General features: G+C 63.8%; 18 protein-coding genes. 12 read left to right on the top strand and 6 right to left on the bottom strand.

Features of this window, described 5'->3' with window-relative positions; all coding sequences use genetic code 11:
* Positions 1-44: 44 nt before the first annotated feature.
* The 3 genes from NLY37_RS24085 to NLY37_RS24075 form a co-directional block, all read right to left on the bottom strand.
* Positions 45-530, bottom strand: coding sequence for a DUF2852 domain-containing protein (locus NLY37_RS24085; protein ID WP_023672286.1), 486 nt, complete (start codon positions 528-530; stop codon positions 45-47).
* 117 nt (positions 531-647) lie between these two features.
* The gene (locus NLY37_RS24080) at positions 648-1,790 is read right to left on the bottom strand and encodes a benzoate/H(+) symporter BenE family transporter (RefSeq protein ID WP_023741293.1); all 1,143 of its coding nucleotides are present in this window, start codon (positions 1,788-1,790) and stop codon (positions 648-650) included.
* Positions 1,791-1,796: 6 nt separating this feature from the next.
* A complete protein-coding gene (locus NLY37_RS24075) occupies positions 1,797-2,567 on the bottom strand; it encodes an alpha/beta hydrolase (RefSeq protein ID WP_023741294.1) in 771 nt (256 codons plus the stop codon).
* Between the two features lie 247 nt (positions 2,568-2,814).
* Between NLY37_RS24075 and infC the strand changes: the two genes are divergently transcribed.
* The 8 genes from infC to NLY37_RS24035 all read left to right on the top strand — a co-directional run bounded on the left by infC (position 2,815) and on the right by NLY37_RS24035 (position 9,902).
* Positions 2,815-3,351, top strand: a complete 537-nt coding sequence (gene infC, locus NLY37_RS24070; protein WP_023744911.1) for a translation initiation factor IF-3 — start codon at positions 2,815-2,817, stop codon at positions 3,349-3,351.
* 131 nt (positions 3,352-3,482) lie between these two features.
* A complete protein-coding gene (locus NLY37_RS24065) occupies positions 3,483-4,121 on the top strand; it encodes a methyltransferase family protein (RefSeq protein WP_023681388.1) in 639 nt (212 codons plus the stop codon).
* Between the two features lie 184 nt (positions 4,122-4,305).
* Positions 4,306-4,509 (top strand): 50S ribosomal protein L35, encoded by a 204-nt coding sequence (gene rpmI, locus NLY37_RS24060; RefSeq protein ID WP_006201248.1) that lies wholly within the window; start codon positions 4,306-4,308, stop codon positions 4,507-4,509.
* A 39-nt stretch (positions 4,510-4,548) separates the two neighbouring features.
* Complete coding sequence (gene rplT / locus NLY37_RS24055) at positions 4,549-4,950, top strand: 50S ribosomal protein L20 (protein WP_023672281.1); 402 nt, start codon at positions 4,549-4,551, stop codon at positions 4,948-4,950.
* A gap of 251 nt (positions 4,951-5,201) precedes the next feature.
* Positions 5,202-6,299, top strand: a complete 1,098-nt coding sequence (gene pheS / locus NLY37_RS24050; protein WP_023696008.1) for a phenylalanine--tRNA ligase subunit alpha — start codon at positions 5,202-5,204, stop codon at positions 6,297-6,299.
* Positions 6,296-6,742, top strand: a complete 447-nt coding sequence (locus tag NLY37_RS24045; protein WP_023741295.1) for a GFA family protein — start codon at positions 6,296-6,298, stop codon at positions 6,740-6,742. The genes pheS and NLY37_RS24045 overlap by 4 nt, the downstream gene beginning before the upstream one ends.
* A 2-nt stretch (positions 6,743-6,744) precedes the next feature.
* The gene (gene pheT, locus NLY37_RS24040; RefSeq protein WP_023741296.1) at positions 6,745-9,153 is read left to right on the top strand and encodes a phenylalanine--tRNA ligase subunit beta; all 2,409 of its coding nucleotides are present in this window, start codon (positions 6,745-6,747) and stop codon (positions 9,151-9,153) included.
* A 146-nt stretch (positions 9,154-9,299) separates the two neighbouring features.
* Positions 9,300-9,902 (top strand): nucleotidyltransferase family protein, encoded by a 603-nt coding sequence (locus tag NLY37_RS24035; RefSeq protein ID WP_023725578.1) that lies wholly within the window; start codon positions 9,300-9,302, stop codon positions 9,900-9,902.
* A gap of 148 nt (positions 9,903-10,050) precedes the next feature.
* On the opposite strand, the gene NLY37_RS24030 is transcribed toward NLY37_RS24035, so the two are convergent.
* Positions 10,051-11,046: an aldo/keto reductase gene (locus NLY37_RS24030; protein ID WP_023741297.1), complete on the bottom strand. Its 996-nt coding sequence runs from the start codon at positions 11,044-11,046 to the stop codon at positions 10,051-10,053.
* A gap of 96 nt (positions 11,047-11,142) precedes the next feature.
* Between NLY37_RS24030 and NLY37_RS24025 the strand changes: the two genes are divergently transcribed.
* From NLY37_RS24025 to NLY37_RS24010, 4 genes are all read left to right on the top strand, one after another.
* Positions 11,143-12,033 (top strand): LysR family transcriptional regulator, encoded by an 891-nt coding sequence (locus NLY37_RS24025; protein WP_023687444.1) that lies wholly within the window; start codon positions 11,143-11,145, stop codon positions 12,031-12,033.
* Between the two features lie 150 nt (positions 12,034-12,183).
* Complete coding sequence (locus NLY37_RS24020) at positions 12,184-12,762, top strand: cytochrome b (protein ID WP_023741298.1); 579 nt, start codon at positions 12,184-12,186, stop codon at positions 12,760-12,762.
* Positions 12,763-12,830: 68 nt separating this feature from the next.
* On the top strand, positions 12,831-13,406 hold the full coding sequence (locus NLY37_RS24015; RefSeq protein WP_023681381.1) for a YceI family protein: 576 nt from the start codon (positions 12,831-12,833) through the stop codon (positions 13,404-13,406).
* A 78-nt stretch (positions 13,407-13,484) separates the two neighbouring features.
* Positions 13,485-14,471 (top strand): Gfo/Idh/MocA family protein, encoded by a 987-nt coding sequence (locus NLY37_RS24010; RefSeq protein WP_023741299.1) that lies wholly within the window; start codon positions 13,485-13,487, stop codon positions 14,469-14,471.
* An 85-nt stretch (positions 14,472-14,556) separates the two neighbouring features.
* Here NLY37_RS24010 and NLY37_RS24005 read toward each other — a convergent pair whose 3' ends face one another.
* Complete coding sequence (locus NLY37_RS24005) at positions 14,557-15,405, bottom strand: alpha/beta hydrolase (protein ID WP_023741300.1); 849 nt, start codon at positions 15,403-15,405, stop codon at positions 14,557-14,559.
* A 53-nt stretch (positions 15,406-15,458) separates the two neighbouring features.
* Positions 15,459-15,824, bottom strand: coding sequence for a VOC family protein (locus NLY37_RS24000; RefSeq protein WP_023687448.1), 366 nt, complete (start codon positions 15,822-15,824; stop codon positions 15,459-15,461).
* Positions 15,825-15,945 lie beyond the last annotated feature (121 nt).

Here is a 15,945-nt window from a genome sequence, read left to right as displayed (position 1 = left end):
CTTTCCGAAAATCGGTTTCGATTTTCGGGGTCATGCGCGCAGCCTCAGTCGTCAAGCAGGTTCGGGCCCTTGCGCTTGGGCGTCGCGGGCTTGGCCGTTTCGGCCGAGCCTGTTTTCGCAGGCGCCGTCGACTTGTTGCGGTTGGCCATGAAGCGGTCGAACTCGTCCTGGTCCTTGGCGCGGCGCAATTCGCGGGCGTACTCATCGAACTCGCTCAGCATCTCGTCGAGCTTGCGACGCTCTTCGGCGAGGCGTTCGAGTTCCTTCTCGCGCCAGTCGTCGAAAGCGACATTGCCGGTGCGGGCCGAACCGTGGCCCCAGCGCGCGGCCTTGTCGGAACCGCGGCGGCAGCCGGCGAAGATGCCGTCCGTGGCGCGGTTGACGTCGCGCTTGAAGCCGTCAAGCCGGTCGCCCCAGATGATGTAGGCGAGCATGGCGAAGCCAAGCGGCCAGAACACCATGAAGCCGATCACCATCAGCGCGATGGTCGCCGGCGTCCAGGCCGGGCGGATCAATGCGGATGTGTTCATTTTCTCCCATTCCTTCGGTTGGAGACAGCCAAGAGCGGCTGCGTGGATTCGAAATGGGATGAGAAAAACGGCGATTCAAGACAACGTCGGCCAAAACCGGACAAGGGCCTGAAATGATTATCGGTTTTTGAGCGCTTCGAGGAAAAGCACGACCAGGCCAGCGACCAGGCCCCAGAAGGCGGCGCCAACGCCGAACAAAGTCAGCCCCGACGCGGTGACAACGAAGGTGACCGTGGCGGCCATGCGCTGGTCCTCGTCCTTGAGCGCGATCGACAGCGCGTTGGCGAGCGATCCCATCAGCGCCAGGCCGGCTACCAGAACGATCAGGCTCTGCGGCAGGACGGCGAAGATCGCCACCAGCGAGGCGCCGAAAACCGCGAAGATCAGATAGGCAAGTGCATAGAAGGGTCCGGTCTTCCAGCGCTCGGCCGGGTCGGGATGGACGTCCGGCCCGGTGCAGATCGCCGCAGAGATCGCGGCCAGATTGGTGGTCGAGCCGCCAAACGGCGCCGACAGCAGCGAGAACAGGCCGGTGACGCCGATCAGCGGGCCGGGTTCGGGGTGATAGCCGGCGGCGCGCAGGACGGCGAGACCCGACAGGTTCTGCGACGCCATGGTGACGAGGTAGAGCGGCAGCGCCAGGCCGATGACAGCTGCGGCGCTGAAATGCGGGGCAATCAGCGTCAGCGTCGACAGTTCCGGCGCCGGCAGTCCGCCGACGCGGCCTGTCAGGAAGGCGGCGATGCCGCCGCCGATCAGCACCGCCAGCACCGACAGCGCCGGGTTGAACAGGCGAATGACGAAGAAGGCCGCGATCAGCGGCAGGATCAACCAGGGGTCGACCGGAATGGTCTTGACGGCATTGAGCGCGAAGGTGACGACGATGCCCGCCAGCATGCCGGACGCGACTGACGCCGGTATCCTTGATATCAGCTGGGTCAGCGGCTTGAACAGGCCGGTGGCGATCAACATTAGGCCGGTGACGATGAAGGCGCCGACCGCATCGGCCATGGTAAACCCGCTCGATGCCGCCATCAGCGCCAGGCCCGGTGTCGACCAGGCGGTGATGATGGGTATTTTCGTGCGCCAGGACAGCCACAAGCATTCGATCGCCATCGCCACGCACACTGCCGTCACCCAGCTCGCGGTTTCGGCTTGCGTGGCGCCAACCGCCTTGGCGGCGGCAATGACGACGGCCAGCGTGCCGCCGAAGCCGACGATTGCCGCGACAAAGGCGGATATCGGGATGGAAATGCGCATTCTCGCCTACCCCGCCCGCTGAACCATGTCGCCCACCGCCCTCAGCAGCATGTCGAGATCCTGCGGCCGCGACAGGCGGTGGTCGCCGTCGGGAATGAGCGACAAGGTGACGTCGTCGGCCGGCAGCAGCGAGACCAGCTTCAGCGCATGGCTTGCCGGCACATCGGCATCGGCCAGGCCCTGCAGGATGTGGACGGGGCAATGGGTATCGATCGGCCCGGTCATGACCCGGTTCGCCCTGCCGTCCTCGATCAGCGCGCTTGTGTAGATGTAAGGCTCGGCGGAATAGTCCGAAGGTTCTTCGAAAAAGCCTTTCTCCCGGAGGTCGCGCCTCTGTTCCTCCGTCAGAGCCGGCTCGACCAGCTCGGCGGTGAAATCCGGCGCCGGCGCGAGCAGCACCAGGCCAACCACATTGCTGTCGCCCGCCTTGCGCAGTTCCTGCACCATGCGCAGCGCGATCCAGGCGCCCATCGACGAGCCGACCAGGATTTGCTTGCCCTCGGTGAAATGCCGGAAGGCGGCGAGGCTCTCGCCAAGCCATTTCGAGATAGTGCCGTCGGCAAAGGCGCCGCCGGATTCGCCATGGCCGGAATAGTCGTGGCGCAGATATGCGCGGCCTTCCCTGGCCGCCCAATCCGACAGCGTTTGCGCCTTCGTGCCCAGCATGTCGGATTTGTAGCCGCCGAGCCAGACGACGCCGGGCGTTGCGCCCGAGGAATGGCGAACCGCGATATCGATGCCGTCGACATCCAGCAGGGTTGGGGTGGTCGCGGTCATGGCTGTGGATCAATCCTGGTTCTGGGGGCCTGATTGCGGGAGCCTAATTTTACTCGCCGGTCTTTTGACACAGGCACAGGCGAGGCGGAAAGTGCTCGCGACCTCCTTTGTTTGGTGCAGGCCTGCGATCAGGGTGATTTTCTGTCAGCGCTGTGCTATTGACTCCGCCCGCGCGCTCACCACATTGGCGCGTTCCGAACATTTCTAGATTTGAACCCTGAACGAAACGGCCAAGGAGACCACGACCATTCGCAGACCTTTCAAAGCAGCGGCGCCCACCAAGGATGGCCCGCGCTCAAACCGTGATATCCGGGTTCCCCGGGTCCAGCTGATCGACGCCGATGGCCAGAACCGCGGCGATATTTCCATCAACGACGCATTGCTGCTCGCCGAAGAGGCAGGGCTAGATCTGGTCGAGATCTCGCCCAATGCGGTGCCGCCTGTCGTCAAGATCCTCGATCTCGGCAAGCTAAAATACGCCAACCAGAAGAAGGCGGCCGAGGCGCGCAAGAACCAGAAGGTCATCGAGATCAAGGAGATCAAGATGCGCCCGAACATCGACAGCCATGACTACGAAACCAAGATGAAGGCCGTGCGGCGCTTCTTCGAGGAAGGTGACAAGGTCAAGCTGACGCTGCGCTTCCGCGGCCGCGAGATGGCGCATATGGAACTCGGCATGCAGCTCCTGAACAAGGTGCGCGAGGAGACGGCTACCATCGCCAAGGTCGAAGCCGAGCCGAAGCTGGAAGGCCGCCAGATGATGATGGTGCTGGCCCCGCGCTAGATCAGTTCGGGCGTTGCGCTCTAAATCCGCCTGAATCCTGTCTCATGCGTCCCGGCGATCGGCCGGACGCCGATTCTCCTGTCCAGACGCCGCGATCGCCGGCAAAGCTTCTCGACGATCGGATTCCCGACATGGCCAATGAAATCAACCCTGCGCCCATCAAGGAGCTGGGCGGCTACCAGCACATGCGCCGCATGGTGCTTGCGGTGCTGGTGGTGGTGCTGTTTGCGGCACTGCTGTTCGGCCAGTCGACCTTCCCGCCCGATACCCCGGTGCATGAAACGATCGAGATGGTCGGCGTGCTGCTGATCTTCCTTGGCGTCGTCGGCCGCTTGTGGTCGACACTCTATATCGGGGGGCGCAAATCCTCCGAAGTGGTCACCGGCGGACCCTATTCGATCACCCGCAATCCTCTCTACGTGTTCTCGACCGTTGCCGCCGCCGGCGTCGGGGCGCAGATCGGCTCGTTCTCCGGCATCGTCCTGTTTGCGCTGTTGTGCGCCGGCGCCTTCCACATCGTCATCCTGCGCGAGGAACGGTATCTCAAGGAGGTTCTCGGCGCGCCCTACACAGCCTATCTGGCGCGGGTGCCGCGTTTCTTCCCCCAGCTGTCGCTCTACCAGGAAGGCGACACCGGCAGCTTCAAGCCGCGCCTCTTGCTGACCACCTTGCTCGACGGGCTGGTGTTTCTGGTGGCGTTGCCGGTGTTCGAGACCATCGATGGCGCCCAGCAATCGGGCATTCTGCCGGTGCTGTTTAGGCTGCCCTGATCGCGGAGAGAGCGTCGCAGCCGCTCGGGTGTTGCGCGCCAGCCCGCTTTGACGTATAGGACCGCCGTTCCAAGAAAACCGCCCGGCAGGGCATGCCGTGGCGGTTTCATTTGCTTTTCGGGCTTTTGGTCCGCCCGAAGCGAACAAGAAGCGCGATTGTGCGCCACCAATACGGAGTAGCAAAATGCCCAAGATGAAGACCAAATCGGCCGCCAAGAAGCGGTTCAAGATCACAGGTACGGGTAAAGTCCTGTCGGCTGCGGCCGGCAAGCGTCACGGCATGATCAAGCGTTCCAACAAGTTCATTCGAAATGCCCGCGGCACGATGGTTCTGGCTGAACCGGATGGCAAGAAGGTCATCAAGAATTTTCTGCCGAACGGCCTCTGAGCATTCGGTTTCAGGAACAGCGTTTAAGGAGATCATGACATGGCACGCGTAAAAAGAGGCGTCACCTCGCACGCCAAGCACAAGAAGGTCCTGAAAGCCGCGAAAGGCTTCTACGGCCGCCGCAAGAACACCATTCGCATCGCCAAGCAGGCGGTCGAAAAGTCGATGCAGTATGCGTATCGCGACCGCAAGAACCGCAAGCGCTCGTTCCGCGCGCTGTGGATCCAGCGCATCAACGCCGCGACGCACGAGCATGGCCTGACCTATGGCCGCTTCATCGACGGCCTCAACAAGTCCGGTATCGAGATCGATCGCAAGATCCTGTCCGACATGGCCATCCATGAACCGCAGGCGTTCGCCGCACTCGTGGCCAAGGCCAAGGTCGCGCTCGAATATCTGAAGAACACCACCCCGAATGCTTTTGAAAGCGCTGTCGCCTAGAGCATGATGCCAAAAAGTTGCTGACTTTTTGGACAACATCATGCTCTGGGAAATTTAGCGAGGAGCGCGATCTTTCCGAAAAGTCTGCAACTTTTCGGGATCGGGCTCCGAGCCCAGCGCTTCCCAGCATTCGCAATTCTGATTGGGGAACCCGCGCTGGCACGGCTGGCGCGGGTTTTTCTTATGGCTGAACTTTCAACTTGAAAGTGACTTTCACCTCAAAGTTGACTCCCAACACAGCGAGTTTGACCGTGAACGACATAGCTACCGGCTTGGATACTCTCGAAAACTCCCTGCTTGCCGACGTCGCGTCGGCCGCCGATGAGGCTGCTATCGAAGCCGTGCGCGTCGCGGCTCTCGGCAAGAAGGGGTCGATCTCGGAATTGCTGAAGACACTGGGCGCGATGAGCGCCGAGGAGCGCCAGGTCAAGGGCCCCGCGATCAACGGCCTGAAGAACCGCGTCACCGAAGCGCTGACGACACGCAAGGCCGAGCTGAAGGATGTGGCGGTCACGGCGCGCCTTGCCGCCGAGACGGTCGACGTGACGCTGCCGGTGCGGCAATCGCCGGCCGAGCGCGGCCGCATCCATCCGATCAGCCAGGTCATCGACGAGATCGCGGCGATCTTCGGCGATCTCGGCTTTGCCATCGCAGAAGGTCCCGATGTCGAGAGCGACTATTACAATTTCACCGCGCTGAATTTCCCCGAAGGGCATCCGGCGCGCGAGATGCACGATACCTTCTTTTTCCAGCCGGACGAAAAGGGCGAGCGCAAGCTGTTGCGCACGCACACCTCGCCGGTACAGATCCGCACCATGGAGAAGCAGAAGCCGCCGATCCGCATCGTCATTCCTGGCAAGACCTACCGGCAGGATTCCGACGCTACCCACTCGCCGATGTTCCATCAGGTCGAGGGGCTGGTGATCGACAAATCGGCCAATGTCGCCAACATGAAGTGGGTGCTGGAAGAATTCTGCAAGGCTTTCTTCGAGGTGCCGCAGGTCAAGATGCGCTTCCGGCCGTCCTTTTTCCCGTTCACCGAGCCCAGCCTCGAGGTCGACATCCAGTGCGACCGCTCGCGGCCCGGCGAAGTGCGATTCGGCGAAGGCTCCGACTGGATGGAGATCCTCGGCTGCGGCATGGTCCACCCCAATGTGCTGCGCGCCGGCGGGCTCGATCCCGACGAATATCAGGGCTTTGCCTGGGGCATGGGCATCGACCGCATCGCCATGCTGAAATACGGCATGCCGGACCTGCGCGCCTTCTTCGACGCCGATGTGCGCTGGCTGTCGCATTACGGTTTCAGGCCGCTCGACATGCCGACGCTGTTCGGAGGTCTTTCCGCATGACGGCGCCGCACACGGGTGGCTGCCGCTGCGGCGCGGTACGGTTCGAGGCATCAGTCGAACCGCACCATATCAGCTATTGCCATTGCGGCGATTGCCGGCGCGCCAGCGGCGCGCCGGTGTCGGCCTTTGTCGGCTTCCTGACCGAGCAGGTGGCTTTCACCGGCAAGGCGCTGAAGATGTACGAGAACGGGCCGGTGACGCGCTCATTCTGCGGCATTTGCGGCTCGCCTATCGCCTATGTCGACGAGCGGCTGGAAGACCACATCTATTTCATGCTGGGCGCCATGGACATGCCGGCCTATTTCCGGCCGACGCACCATGCCTATGTGCGCGAGCAGCTGCCCTTCGTGCATATGCCCGACGACTTGCCGCGCCATTTGAAGACAAGCGTGCCCAGACCCGATGGACAAGGTCCGGTCGGGTACAGACAAAACGGAACATAGTGATGAAACTCACCCTTTCCTGGCTCAAGGATCATCTCGACACCGACGCCACGCTCGTCGAGATCGTCGAGAGGCTGACCTCGATCGGCCTCGAAGTCGAGCATGTCGACGACAAGGCCGGCCTGAAGCCGTTCGTCATCGCCAAGGTGCTGACGGCGGTGCAGCATCCCGACGCCGACCGGCTGCGGGTGCTGACCGTCGACACCGGCAATGGCGCAGCCCCTGTCCAGGTGGTGTGCGGTGCGCCGAATGCCCGCGCCGGCCTGATCGGCGCCTTCGCCGCGCCCGGCGCCTATGTGCCCGGTATCGACGTGACGCTGACCGTCGGCAAGATCCGCGGCGTCGAGAGCCATGGCATGATGTGTTCCGAGCGCGAGCTGGAGCTGTCGGATGAGCACAATGGCATTATCGACCTGCCGGCCGATGCGCCTGTCGGCACCAGCTTCGCGGCTTACGCGCATCTCGACGATCCGGTGATCGAGATCAATCTGACGCCGAACCGGCCGGATGCGACCAGCATTTACGGCGTCGCCCGGGACCTGGCGGCAAGCGGGCTTGGCCGGCTCAAGACCGCGCCGGTCGAAGCGGTCCTTGGCAAAGGTGAAACGCCGGTCAAGGTGACCATCGAGGCGCCGGAGCTCTGCCCCGGTTTCGCGCTGCGCCTGGTGAAAGGCGTGAAGAACGGGCCGTCGCCGAAATGGCTGCAGCAAAGGCTGATCGCCATCGGCTTGCGCCCGATCAGCGCGCTGGTCGACATCACCAACTACGTCACCTTCGACCGTGGCCGGCCGCTGCATGTGTTCGATGCCAAGAAGGTCGCCGGCAATCTCGTCGTGCGCCGCGCGCGCGACGGCGAGAAGGTGCTGGCGCTCGACGGGCGCGAATACACGCTGACGCCGCAGATGTGCGTGATCGCCGACGACAACGGCGTCGAATCGATCGCTGGCGTCATGGGCGGCGAGCATTCCGGCTGCGACGAGAACACCACCGACGTGCTGATCGAATCCGCGCTTTGGGATCCGATCACCACGGCCCGCACCGGCCGCACGCTCGGCATCATCACCGATGCGCGCTACCGCTTCGAGCGCGGCGTCGACCCGGAATTCATGGTGCCCGGCGTCGAACTGGCGACAAAGCTGGTGCTGGAGTTCTGCGGCGGCGAGCCGACGGAAATCGAGGTCGTCGGCTACGCCGGCCATACGCCGAAGACCGTTTCCTTCCCGCTTTCGGAAGTGAAGCGGCTGACCGGCATCGAGGTGCCCAGGGCGGAGAGCCTCGACATCCTGTCGCGCCTCGGCTTCGAGCCGCAGGGCTCGGACGACATCGTCGATGTGGCGGTGCCGTCCTGGCGGCCGGATGTCGACGGCAAAGCCGACCTGGTCGAGGAAGTCATGCGCATCCACGGCGTCGACAACATCGCGCCGCAGCCGCTCGGCGCGCATGACGCGGTCAACTCCAGGATCCTGACCACGCTGCAGGTTCGCACCCGCACTGCCAAGCGCTCGCTCGCCGTGCGGGGCATGCTGGAGGTTCTCACCTGGTCGTTCATCCCGGCCAAACACGCCGAACTGTTCGGCGGCGGCCAGACGGCGCTGAAGCTCGCCAATCCGATTGCAGCCGACATGTCCGATATGCGGCCCTCGCTGTTGCCCGGCCTGATCGTCGCCGCGCAGCGCAATGCCGACAAGGGCATCGGCGATGTCGCGCTGTTCGAGGTCTCCGGTACCTATGAGGGCGACGGCCCCGACCAGCAGCGGCGCGTTGCCGCCGGTGTGCGCCGCGGCACCGCCAAGCTCGACGGTTCCGGCCGCAGTTGGGCCGGCAATTCCGGTCCGGTCGGCGTGTTCGACGCCAAGGCCGACGCGATTGCAGCGCTGGAAGCCTGCGGCGCCCCGGTCGACAGGCTGCAGATCGAGCCAGGCGGTCCGGCCTGGTACCATCCCGGCCGCTCCGGCACGATCAAGCTCGGCCCGAAGACCGTGCTCGGCACCTTCGGCGAATTCCACCCCAAGACGCTGGAGGGGTTGGACGTTTCCGGACCGATCTGCGGTTTCGAGGTCTATATCGACGCCGTGCCGGAACCGAAGGCCAAGCCGACGAAAACCAAGCCGAAGCTCGAGCTGTCCGCCTTCCAGGCGGTGAAGCGCGACTTTGCTTTCGTCGTCGAAAAGGCGGTCGAGGCCGGTACGCTGGTGCGCGCGGCGCTCGCTGCCGACAAGAAGCTCATCACAGGCGTTTCGGTGTTCGACGTCTTCGAGGGGGCATCTCTCGGGGTCGCCAAGAAGTCGATTGCCATCGAAGTGTCTATCCAGCCGGTTGAAAAGACGCTCACCGACGAGGATTTCGAGGCGCTGGCCAAGCGCATCGTCGACAATGTCGGCAAGCAAACGGGCGGCTTGCTGAGAACGTAGAGCGGCTAACGCCCGCCCTACATATTTCGCCTTCACGCAATTCTTAGGGAAAGCGCGGCGCGCTTTCCCGGGAAAACCGCTACACACTTTTCCTGGAATTGCTTCTGAGGATTGCCGTCTGGTGGCGAATCGCTCTCCAAAGGGCGATGGACCATCTGCGCTATTCCGGTCTGCCGTTCGAAGCCCAGCGCGAAGCGTTTCTCGCCATGGTGTTGGCGGATGCGCTCGTCAGCGACGCGCTGGAGCGGGCACGGACGCTGGCGTTGCCGGACTGGCTGGTGGTGTCCGGTGCGCTCTACAACAGCGTCTGGAACCACCTGACCGGCAAGCCGCCGGGCTACGGCATCAAGGATGTCGATCTCTTCTACTTCGATGACAGCGACCTGTCCTACGAGGCCGAGGACGCGGTCATCCGCCGGGCCGCGCAGCATTTCGAGGGGCTAGCTCTGCCGGCCGAGGTGCGCAACCAGGCACGGGTGCATCTGTGGTATCCGCAGAAATTCGGCCAGCCCTGCCCGCGCTATACGAGCTCCAGCGAGTCGGTGAGCTATTTCGCCTCGAAGACGCATGCGGTCGGGGTGCGATACGATGCCGACGGGCAGCTTGAGGTCGTGGCGCCGTTCGGGCTGGATGACCTCTTCGCGTTTCGCATCACGCCCAACCGGCTGATGGATAACAGGCGCACGCATGAGGCCAAGGGGGCGAGGGCGAAGGCGTGCTGGCCGGAGATTACGGTGGTGCCTTGGTAAGACTTACCCTCCCCCTTGTGGGGAGGGTCGGCTCGCTGTCGCAGCGAGGCGGAGACAGAGAGACGGGGTGGGGGTGCGCCCTACGAGGACCCCCACCCCGATCCGCTTCGCGGATCGACCCTCCCCACAAGGGGGAGGGTAAAGGCACTCACCCATTCACCAGCGCCAACAGCTCCTCCGTATAGCGCTTGCCAACCACCTTGTCCGGCGACAGCGCATCGCCGATCGCCGCGACCTCAGCCGCGCTCAGCTCGATCCCGACCGCCGCTGTGTTCTGCTCGAGATGGCGGATCTTTCTTGCGCCGGGGATCGGCACGATGAAGTCGCCCTGGTGCAGTACCCAGGCCAGCGCCAGTTGGGCCGAGGTGACGCCCTTTTCCACCGCCAGTTTCTCCAGCGTCGCAATGACCTTGGCGTTTGCCGCCATGGCGTCGGCCTGGAAGCGCGGCAAGGTGCGGCGCCAGTCGTCGTCGCTCAGGGCCTCGGGCCTGGCGATGGTGCCGGTGAGCAGGCCGCGGCCGAGCGGGCTGTAGGGGACAAAGCCGATGCCGAGTTCGCGGCAGACGTCGAACACTTCATCTTCGGGGTCGCGGCTCCACAGCGAGTATTCGCTCTGCACGGCAGCGATCGGGTGCACGGCGTGCGCCCGGCGGATGGTGGCGGCACTCACCTCCGACAGGCCGAGCGCCCGCACCTTGCCATCGCGCACCAGCTCGGCCATGGCACCGACCGTGTCCTCTATCGGCACGTCGGGATCGACGCGGTGCTGGTAGTAGAGGTCGATAACATCGGTATCGAGCCGCTTCAGCGAGGCTTCCGCCACTGCCTTGACGTGCTCCGGGCGGCTATCGACGCCAACCATACGTTCGAGGCCTGAGCCTTCCTCGGAAATCTTGAAGCCGAATTTGGTGGCGATCGTCACCCTGTCGCGCACCGGCTTCAACGCCTTGCCGAGAAGGATCTCGTTCTCAAAGGGACCATAGACTTCGGCGGTGTCGAAAAACGTCACGCCGATCTCGACAGCGCGGCGCAGCGTGGCGATTGCGTCCGCCTCGGCCTGACCGCCATAGGCGAAGCTCATGCCCATGCAGCCGAGGCCGACGGGGAAGACTTCGAGTTCAGTACCAAGTTTGCGGGTTTTCATGGCGCGTCTCCTTGTTGCGATGAAAGAGAGATAGCGCCTGGCTTTACGTTCGATAATTGGCTGTCATTCGCACGGGCTGTTCTATAAAATAGAGCAATGAACCGAGCGCATCTTTCTCAACTCGCTGTACTGGCAACAGTCGCCCAATGCGGCAGTTTTCGTGGCGCGGCGCGCGAACTGGCCATCGCGCCCTCGGCAGTGAGCCATGCCGTGTCCAGCCTGGAGGCGCGGCTCGGCGTGCGGCTTTTGGCGCGCAGCACCCGCAGCGTAGCGCCAACGGAAGAGGGCGCGCAGTTGCTCGAACGGCTGCGGCCGGCGCTGTCCGAGATCGATCTGGCGCTGGAAACGGCGATCGAGGCGCGCGACCGGCCGGCCGGCAACCTGCGGCTGACCGTGCCACGCACCGCGGCCCACCTGGCATTGACGCCCAGGCTCGGCGGCTTTGCCGCGGCCTATCCCGACATCGTGCTGGAAATCGTCATCGAGGATCGCTTCACCGACGTCGTCGAAGGCGGCTTCGATGCCGGCGTGCGGCTCGGTGAGAGCCTGCAGCGCGACATGATCGCGGTGCGCATCGGACCGGACCTTCGCGGCGCCGTGGTCGGCGCGCCATCCTATTTCGCGACCATGCCAAGACCCCGCCATCCGCGCGATCTTGCCGACCACCGCTGCATCCGCTTCCGTTTTTCCAGCGGCATTCTTTACCGCTGGGAATTCGAGAAGGATGGCGAAGAGATCGAGATCGCGGCGCAAGGGCCGCTGATCCTCGACGAAGACCATCTGATCGCCCAGGCGGCGGTCGACGGCGCTGGGCTCGCCTTCGTCTTCGACGATTATGTGCGCGCGCCGCTCGCCGACGGTCGCTTGATCCGCGTGCTGGAAGACTGGTGTCCGCCCTTCGACGGTTTCTTCGTCTACTACCCCAGCCGCCGCCAGATGCGCCCGGCGCTGCGGGCGTTTGTGGATTTCTTCAAGGTCGGTGCTTAGCCACCTCCCCCTTGTGGGGAGGGTCGATCCGCGTAGCGGATCGGGGTGGGAGTCTTCGTAGGGCGCTACCCCCCACCCCGTCGCTTCGCGCCGACCCTCCCCACAAGGGGGAGGGTGGAAGAAAGCCCAGCTGCCATTCGTTCACCAGCCATGCCGGCATTCATCACCAACAACTCAACCCGCTACGGCTGGGCGGCGATCGTCCTCCACTGGCTGATCGGCATCCTGTTCATCGGCCAGTTCATGCTTGGCTTCATCATGGTGCGGTTGACCAGCCAGCGCACCGCCTTCGAGCTGATCCAGCTGCACAAATCCTTCGGCTTCCTGCTGCTCGGCCTCCTCATCCTGCGCATTGCCTGGCGGCTCGGCAATGCGGCCCCGGCCTTGCCGGCCTCGGTCGGAGGCCTGGAGCGTCGGACGGCGCCGCTGGCGCATCTGGCACTTTATGGCTGCCAGCTCGCGGTGCCGCTGTCCGGCTGGGCACTGGTTTCGGTGTCGATGCTGGAGATCCCCAGCATGCCGTTCAACCTTTTCGTGATGCCGAACCTGCCGCTCGGCGTGTCCGATGCGGCGGAAAACTTCTGGGCGGCAGCACACTGGTATCTCGCCTATGCCGGCATTGCCTTGGTTGCGCTGCATGCGCTGGCGGCGCTGCGGCATCATTTCTGGCTGCGCGACAGCGTGCTCACGCGCATGATCACGCCTTCGTCAGATCAGGACATGGAATAGCGGGCGCCGCGCATTCGTTCATTGGAGTGAGGGCGCAACACTTCGCCTGCCCCAGAAGGACAAAACCCATGTATGCGCGCATCTTCGGATTGGCGGCTGTTGCCGCTTGCCTTGCCATGCCTGTCTCCGCCGCTGTGGACCTCGGCGACGCTGCCGGCAGCTACACGGTCAACCCGGCCAGCTCCAGCATTCGCTTCTCCATCGGCAAGGTCGGTGGCGGCGGCCTCGACGGCGCCTTTGGCCGCTTCAAGGGCTCCATCCGCATCGACAACAGCGATGTCGGCCGTTCCGCGGTCAACTTCACCATCTATCCCGAAAGCGTCGGCACCGGCCAGGGCCGCATCGACGCCTTCCTGCGCTCCGATGCGGTGTTCGACGTGGCCAACAGCCCCGAAATCCAGTTCCGCTCGACCAGCGTAACCCGAACCAGCGACACCACGGCGCTGGTCAGCGGCCGGCTGACGGCGCGCGGCAAGACGTTTGCGGAAAAGTTCACTGCCGAGCTCGGCGGGCTGAAGGGTGGCGTCATTAAATTCCACGTCACCGGCAAGGTGCTGCGCTCCCGGTACGGCATGGATGTCGGCACGCCGATCTATTCGAATATCGTCAATTTCGACATGACGCTGACGGGCAAGCGAGGCTAGCAGGACCAGCGATCCGCATTGGCTTTTCCCGCAATTTCGGGCAAACCTCCTCGCCTGTAAATCGATAGGAGAAGCCTGATGTTCCGATGGGGTGTTTTGTCGACGGCCAAGATCGGCCGCGAGCAATTGTTGCCGGCAATCGTCGAGGCCGAGAATGGCGTTTTGTCCGCGATCGCCAGCCGCGACCTGTCGAAGGCCGAGGCCCTGGGCGAGCGGTTCGGCGCCAGACATGCCTTTGGTTCGTATGAGGAGCTGCTCGCTTCGAAAGACGTCGACGGCGTCTACATCCCGCTGCCGACCTCGCAGCATGTCGAATGGACGGCCAAGGCCATCGAAGCGGGAAAACATGTGCTGGTGGAGAAGCCGCTGGCGCTCGACGCCAAGGACATCGCGCCGCTGATCAAGCTGCGCGACCAGAAGAAGGTGCTGGTCTGCGAGGCCTTCATGGTCATCTACCACCCGCAATGGATCAAGGTGCGCGATCTCATCGCCGATGGCGCCATCGGCCGGCTGCGCCATGTGCAGGGCGCCTTCTCCTACTACAATGTCGATCCCACCAACATGCGCAACCAGCTCGATCTCGGCGGCGGCGCGCTGCCTGATATCGGCGTCTATCCGACGGTGTCGACGCGGTTTTCGAGCGGCAAGGAGCCGCTGCGCGTGCAGGCGACGATCGAGCGCGACAAGAAATTCGGCACCGACATCTATTCCTCGATCCGCGCCGATTTCGGCGATTTCGAACTGTCCTTCTATCTGTCGACGCAGATGGCGGCGCGGCAGGTGATGGTGTTCCACGGCGAGAAGGGTTTCATCGAGGTGTTCTCGCCGTTCAATGCCGGGCTCTACGACCATCACCGCATCGAATTGCACAACCAGAACCACACCGAGGCGCAGGTGTTCCGCTTTCCCGGCACGCAACAGTACCGGCGCGAGGTCGAGACGTTTGCCAGGGCGGCACAGGGCGGCAAGGAGCGTATCTTCACGCTGGAGGAGTCCGTACTCAACCAGAAGGTCATCGACGCCATCTTCCGCGCCGGTGCCAAGGAAGGCTGGGAGGCCGTCTGATACACCAATCTTAGCCGGTAATTTCATGGGAGAAGGGCGTCCGCATTGTGCATGCGGACGCTCCTTTCCTATTGGACTGACGATCTCACGCGCCTCTGAGCGTCAGGTGCAAGGTCTCGGCGAAGCGATCGGGATAGGGCGCAAAGCCCATATGGTCGCCGGGGAAGGCGGCGCGCTTGCTGCCGAGCCTGTCGGCCAGCGCCTTGCCCATGCCGTCGATCGGCTGGCCGATGGACTCTTCGCCGATGCCGACCACGACCGGGCGGCCGCGCAGCGCCTCGATATCAGGACGGTAGAGCGACAGCGGCATGACGCCATGCGCCAGCCAGTATTCGAAATTGCCGCTGACCCTGGCAGAGGTCTCGGCCTCCTCCGGCGACGGTTCGAACGAAGGCGGTCCGTCCTGCGGCCCGGCTTCATCCTGACCCGGCCCTTCCGACAGGCTGTTCTCGCTGAAGAATTTCTGCATCGCCGCCTCGACACCCTGGCTGCGATAGGTGTCGTGCAGGTCGCGCATGCCGGCCAGTGACGGCGACGGGTCGTCGAGCAGCATCATGCTGGGCGGCTCATGCGCCACCAGTGCACGAACCCGGCCGGGATGGCGGGCGGCGAGGTTGAGCCCGATCTGGGCGCCGCCGCTGGTGCCGAACACATAGGCCGGTCCGGCGCCAAGCGCCTCGATCAATCGCGCGGCATCGTCGCCATGGACATTGAGGTCCTGCTCTTGCGGCTCTCCGTCGAAGGTGCTGCGCGAATTGCCGCGCGGATCATAGGCGACCACCGTGTAGCGGTCGGCGAGGTAGCCCGCGACATCGGCGAAGACGCCGGCATCCTGCGGTCCGCCGGGGATTATCAACAGTACGGGGCCGGAACCGCGCATCTCATAATAGAGGCTGGCGCCCGGTACTTTCAGCGTCGACGTTTGGGGGGTCATGTCCATCTCTCCTGTTGTTCTCATGTCAAAGTTCGGCTTTGCGCCGGGTCCGATCATTTGCCGGCGACAACCATGCGGTTGCCCTCGCTGTCGCGGAATTCGGCGACCGTGCGGCCCGGCTGCCAAGGCGCTTCCTGCGGCTCGGTGATGATTTCGACGCCGCGCGCCTTCAGGCCCGCGACCGTTGCCTCGACATCGCCATCAACGAGCACCAGCACGGGCTCAGTGCCCGGCGTGTCATCGGGGCGTTTGACGAAATGCAAATTGGTGACGGCGCCGGGAAATGTCAGCTCGATCCAGCGCCAGCCGCTGTCGCCCATCAGCTGGTCCTCCGCCACCTGGCAAGCAAGATGGCCGGTGTAGAAGGCCTTGGCGCGGTCCTGGTCGAACACCGGCAATTCGGCAAACTGGATGTGCATGATGGATCTCTCCTGCTCCTCGATGGCTGCCGCGCAACCGTCCACGGGAAAGACGATCCGGACGATCGAAAAGATTCGCCGGGCGACGAATCTTTTCGAGGCCGCGAAACGTCTTCTCCGT

It is taken from the genome of Mesorhizobium sp. C395A (assembly GCF_030323205.1).
In the GTDB taxonomy this organism is placed as follows: Bacteria; Pseudomonadota; Alphaproteobacteria; order Rhizobiales; family Rhizobiaceae; genus Mesorhizobium.
Note: the sequence above shows the minus strand (reverse complement) of the source record. Positions and strands in the feature narration are given on the sequence as shown.

Coding starts and splice junctions, on each gene's coding strand:
- NLY37_RS24035 (WP_023725578.1), top strand. CDS start 9,300: ATGGACCATCTGCGCTATTCCGGTCTGCCGTTCGAAGCCCAGCGCGAA.
- NLY37_RS24065 (WP_023681388.1), top strand. CDS start 3,483: ATGGCCAATGAAATCAACCCTGCGCCCATCAAGGAGCTGGGCGGCTAC.
- NLY37_RS24025 (WP_023687444.1), top strand. CDS start 11,143: ATGAACCGAGCGCATCTTTCTCAACTCGCTGTACTGGCAACAGTCGCC.
- rpmI (WP_006201248.1), top strand. CDS start 4,306: ATGCCCAAGATGAAGACCAAATCGGCCGCCAAGAAGCGGTTCAAGATC.
- rplT (WP_023672281.1), top strand. CDS start 4,549: ATGGCACGCGTAAAAAGAGGCGTCACCTCGCACGCCAAGCACAAGAAG.
- NLY37_RS24075 (WP_023741294.1), bottom strand. CDS start 2,567: ATGACCGCGACCACCCCAACCCTGCTGGATGTCGACGGCATCGATATC.
- pheT (WP_023741296.1), top strand. CDS start 6,745: ATGAAACTCACCCTTTCCTGGCTCAAGGATCATCTCGACACCGACGCC.
- NLY37_RS24015 (WP_023681381.1), top strand. CDS start 12,831: ATGTATGCGCGCATCTTCGGATTGGCGGCTGTTGCCGCTTGCCTTGCC.
- NLY37_RS24030 (WP_023741297.1), bottom strand. CDS start 11,046: ATGAAAACCCGCAAACTTGGTACTGAACTCGAAGTCTTCCCCGTCGGC.
- NLY37_RS24020 (WP_023741298.1), top strand. CDS start 12,184: ATGCCGGCATTCATCACCAACAACTCAACCCGCTACGGCTGGGCGGCG.
- NLY37_RS24085 (WP_023672286.1), bottom strand. CDS start 530: ATGAACACATCCGCATTGATCCGCCCGGCCTGGACGCCGGCGACCATC.
- NLY37_RS24045 (WP_023741295.1), top strand. CDS start 6,296: ATGACGGCGCCGCACACGGGTGGCTGCCGCTGCGGCGCGGTACGGTTC.
- NLY37_RS24080 (WP_023741293.1), bottom strand. CDS start 1,790: ATGCGCATTTCCATCCCGATATCCGCCTTTGTCGCGGCAATCGTCGGC.
- NLY37_RS24005 (WP_023741300.1), bottom strand. CDS start 15,405: ATGACCCCCCAAACGTCGACGCTGAAAGTACCGGGCGCCAGCCTCTAT.
- NLY37_RS24000 (WP_023687448.1), bottom strand. CDS start 15,824: ATGCACATCCAGTTTGCCGAATTGCCGGTGTTCGACCAGGACCGCGCC.
- NLY37_RS24010 (WP_023741299.1), top strand. CDS start 13,485: ATGTTCCGATGGGGTGTTTTGTCGACGGCCAAGATCGGCCGCGAGCAA.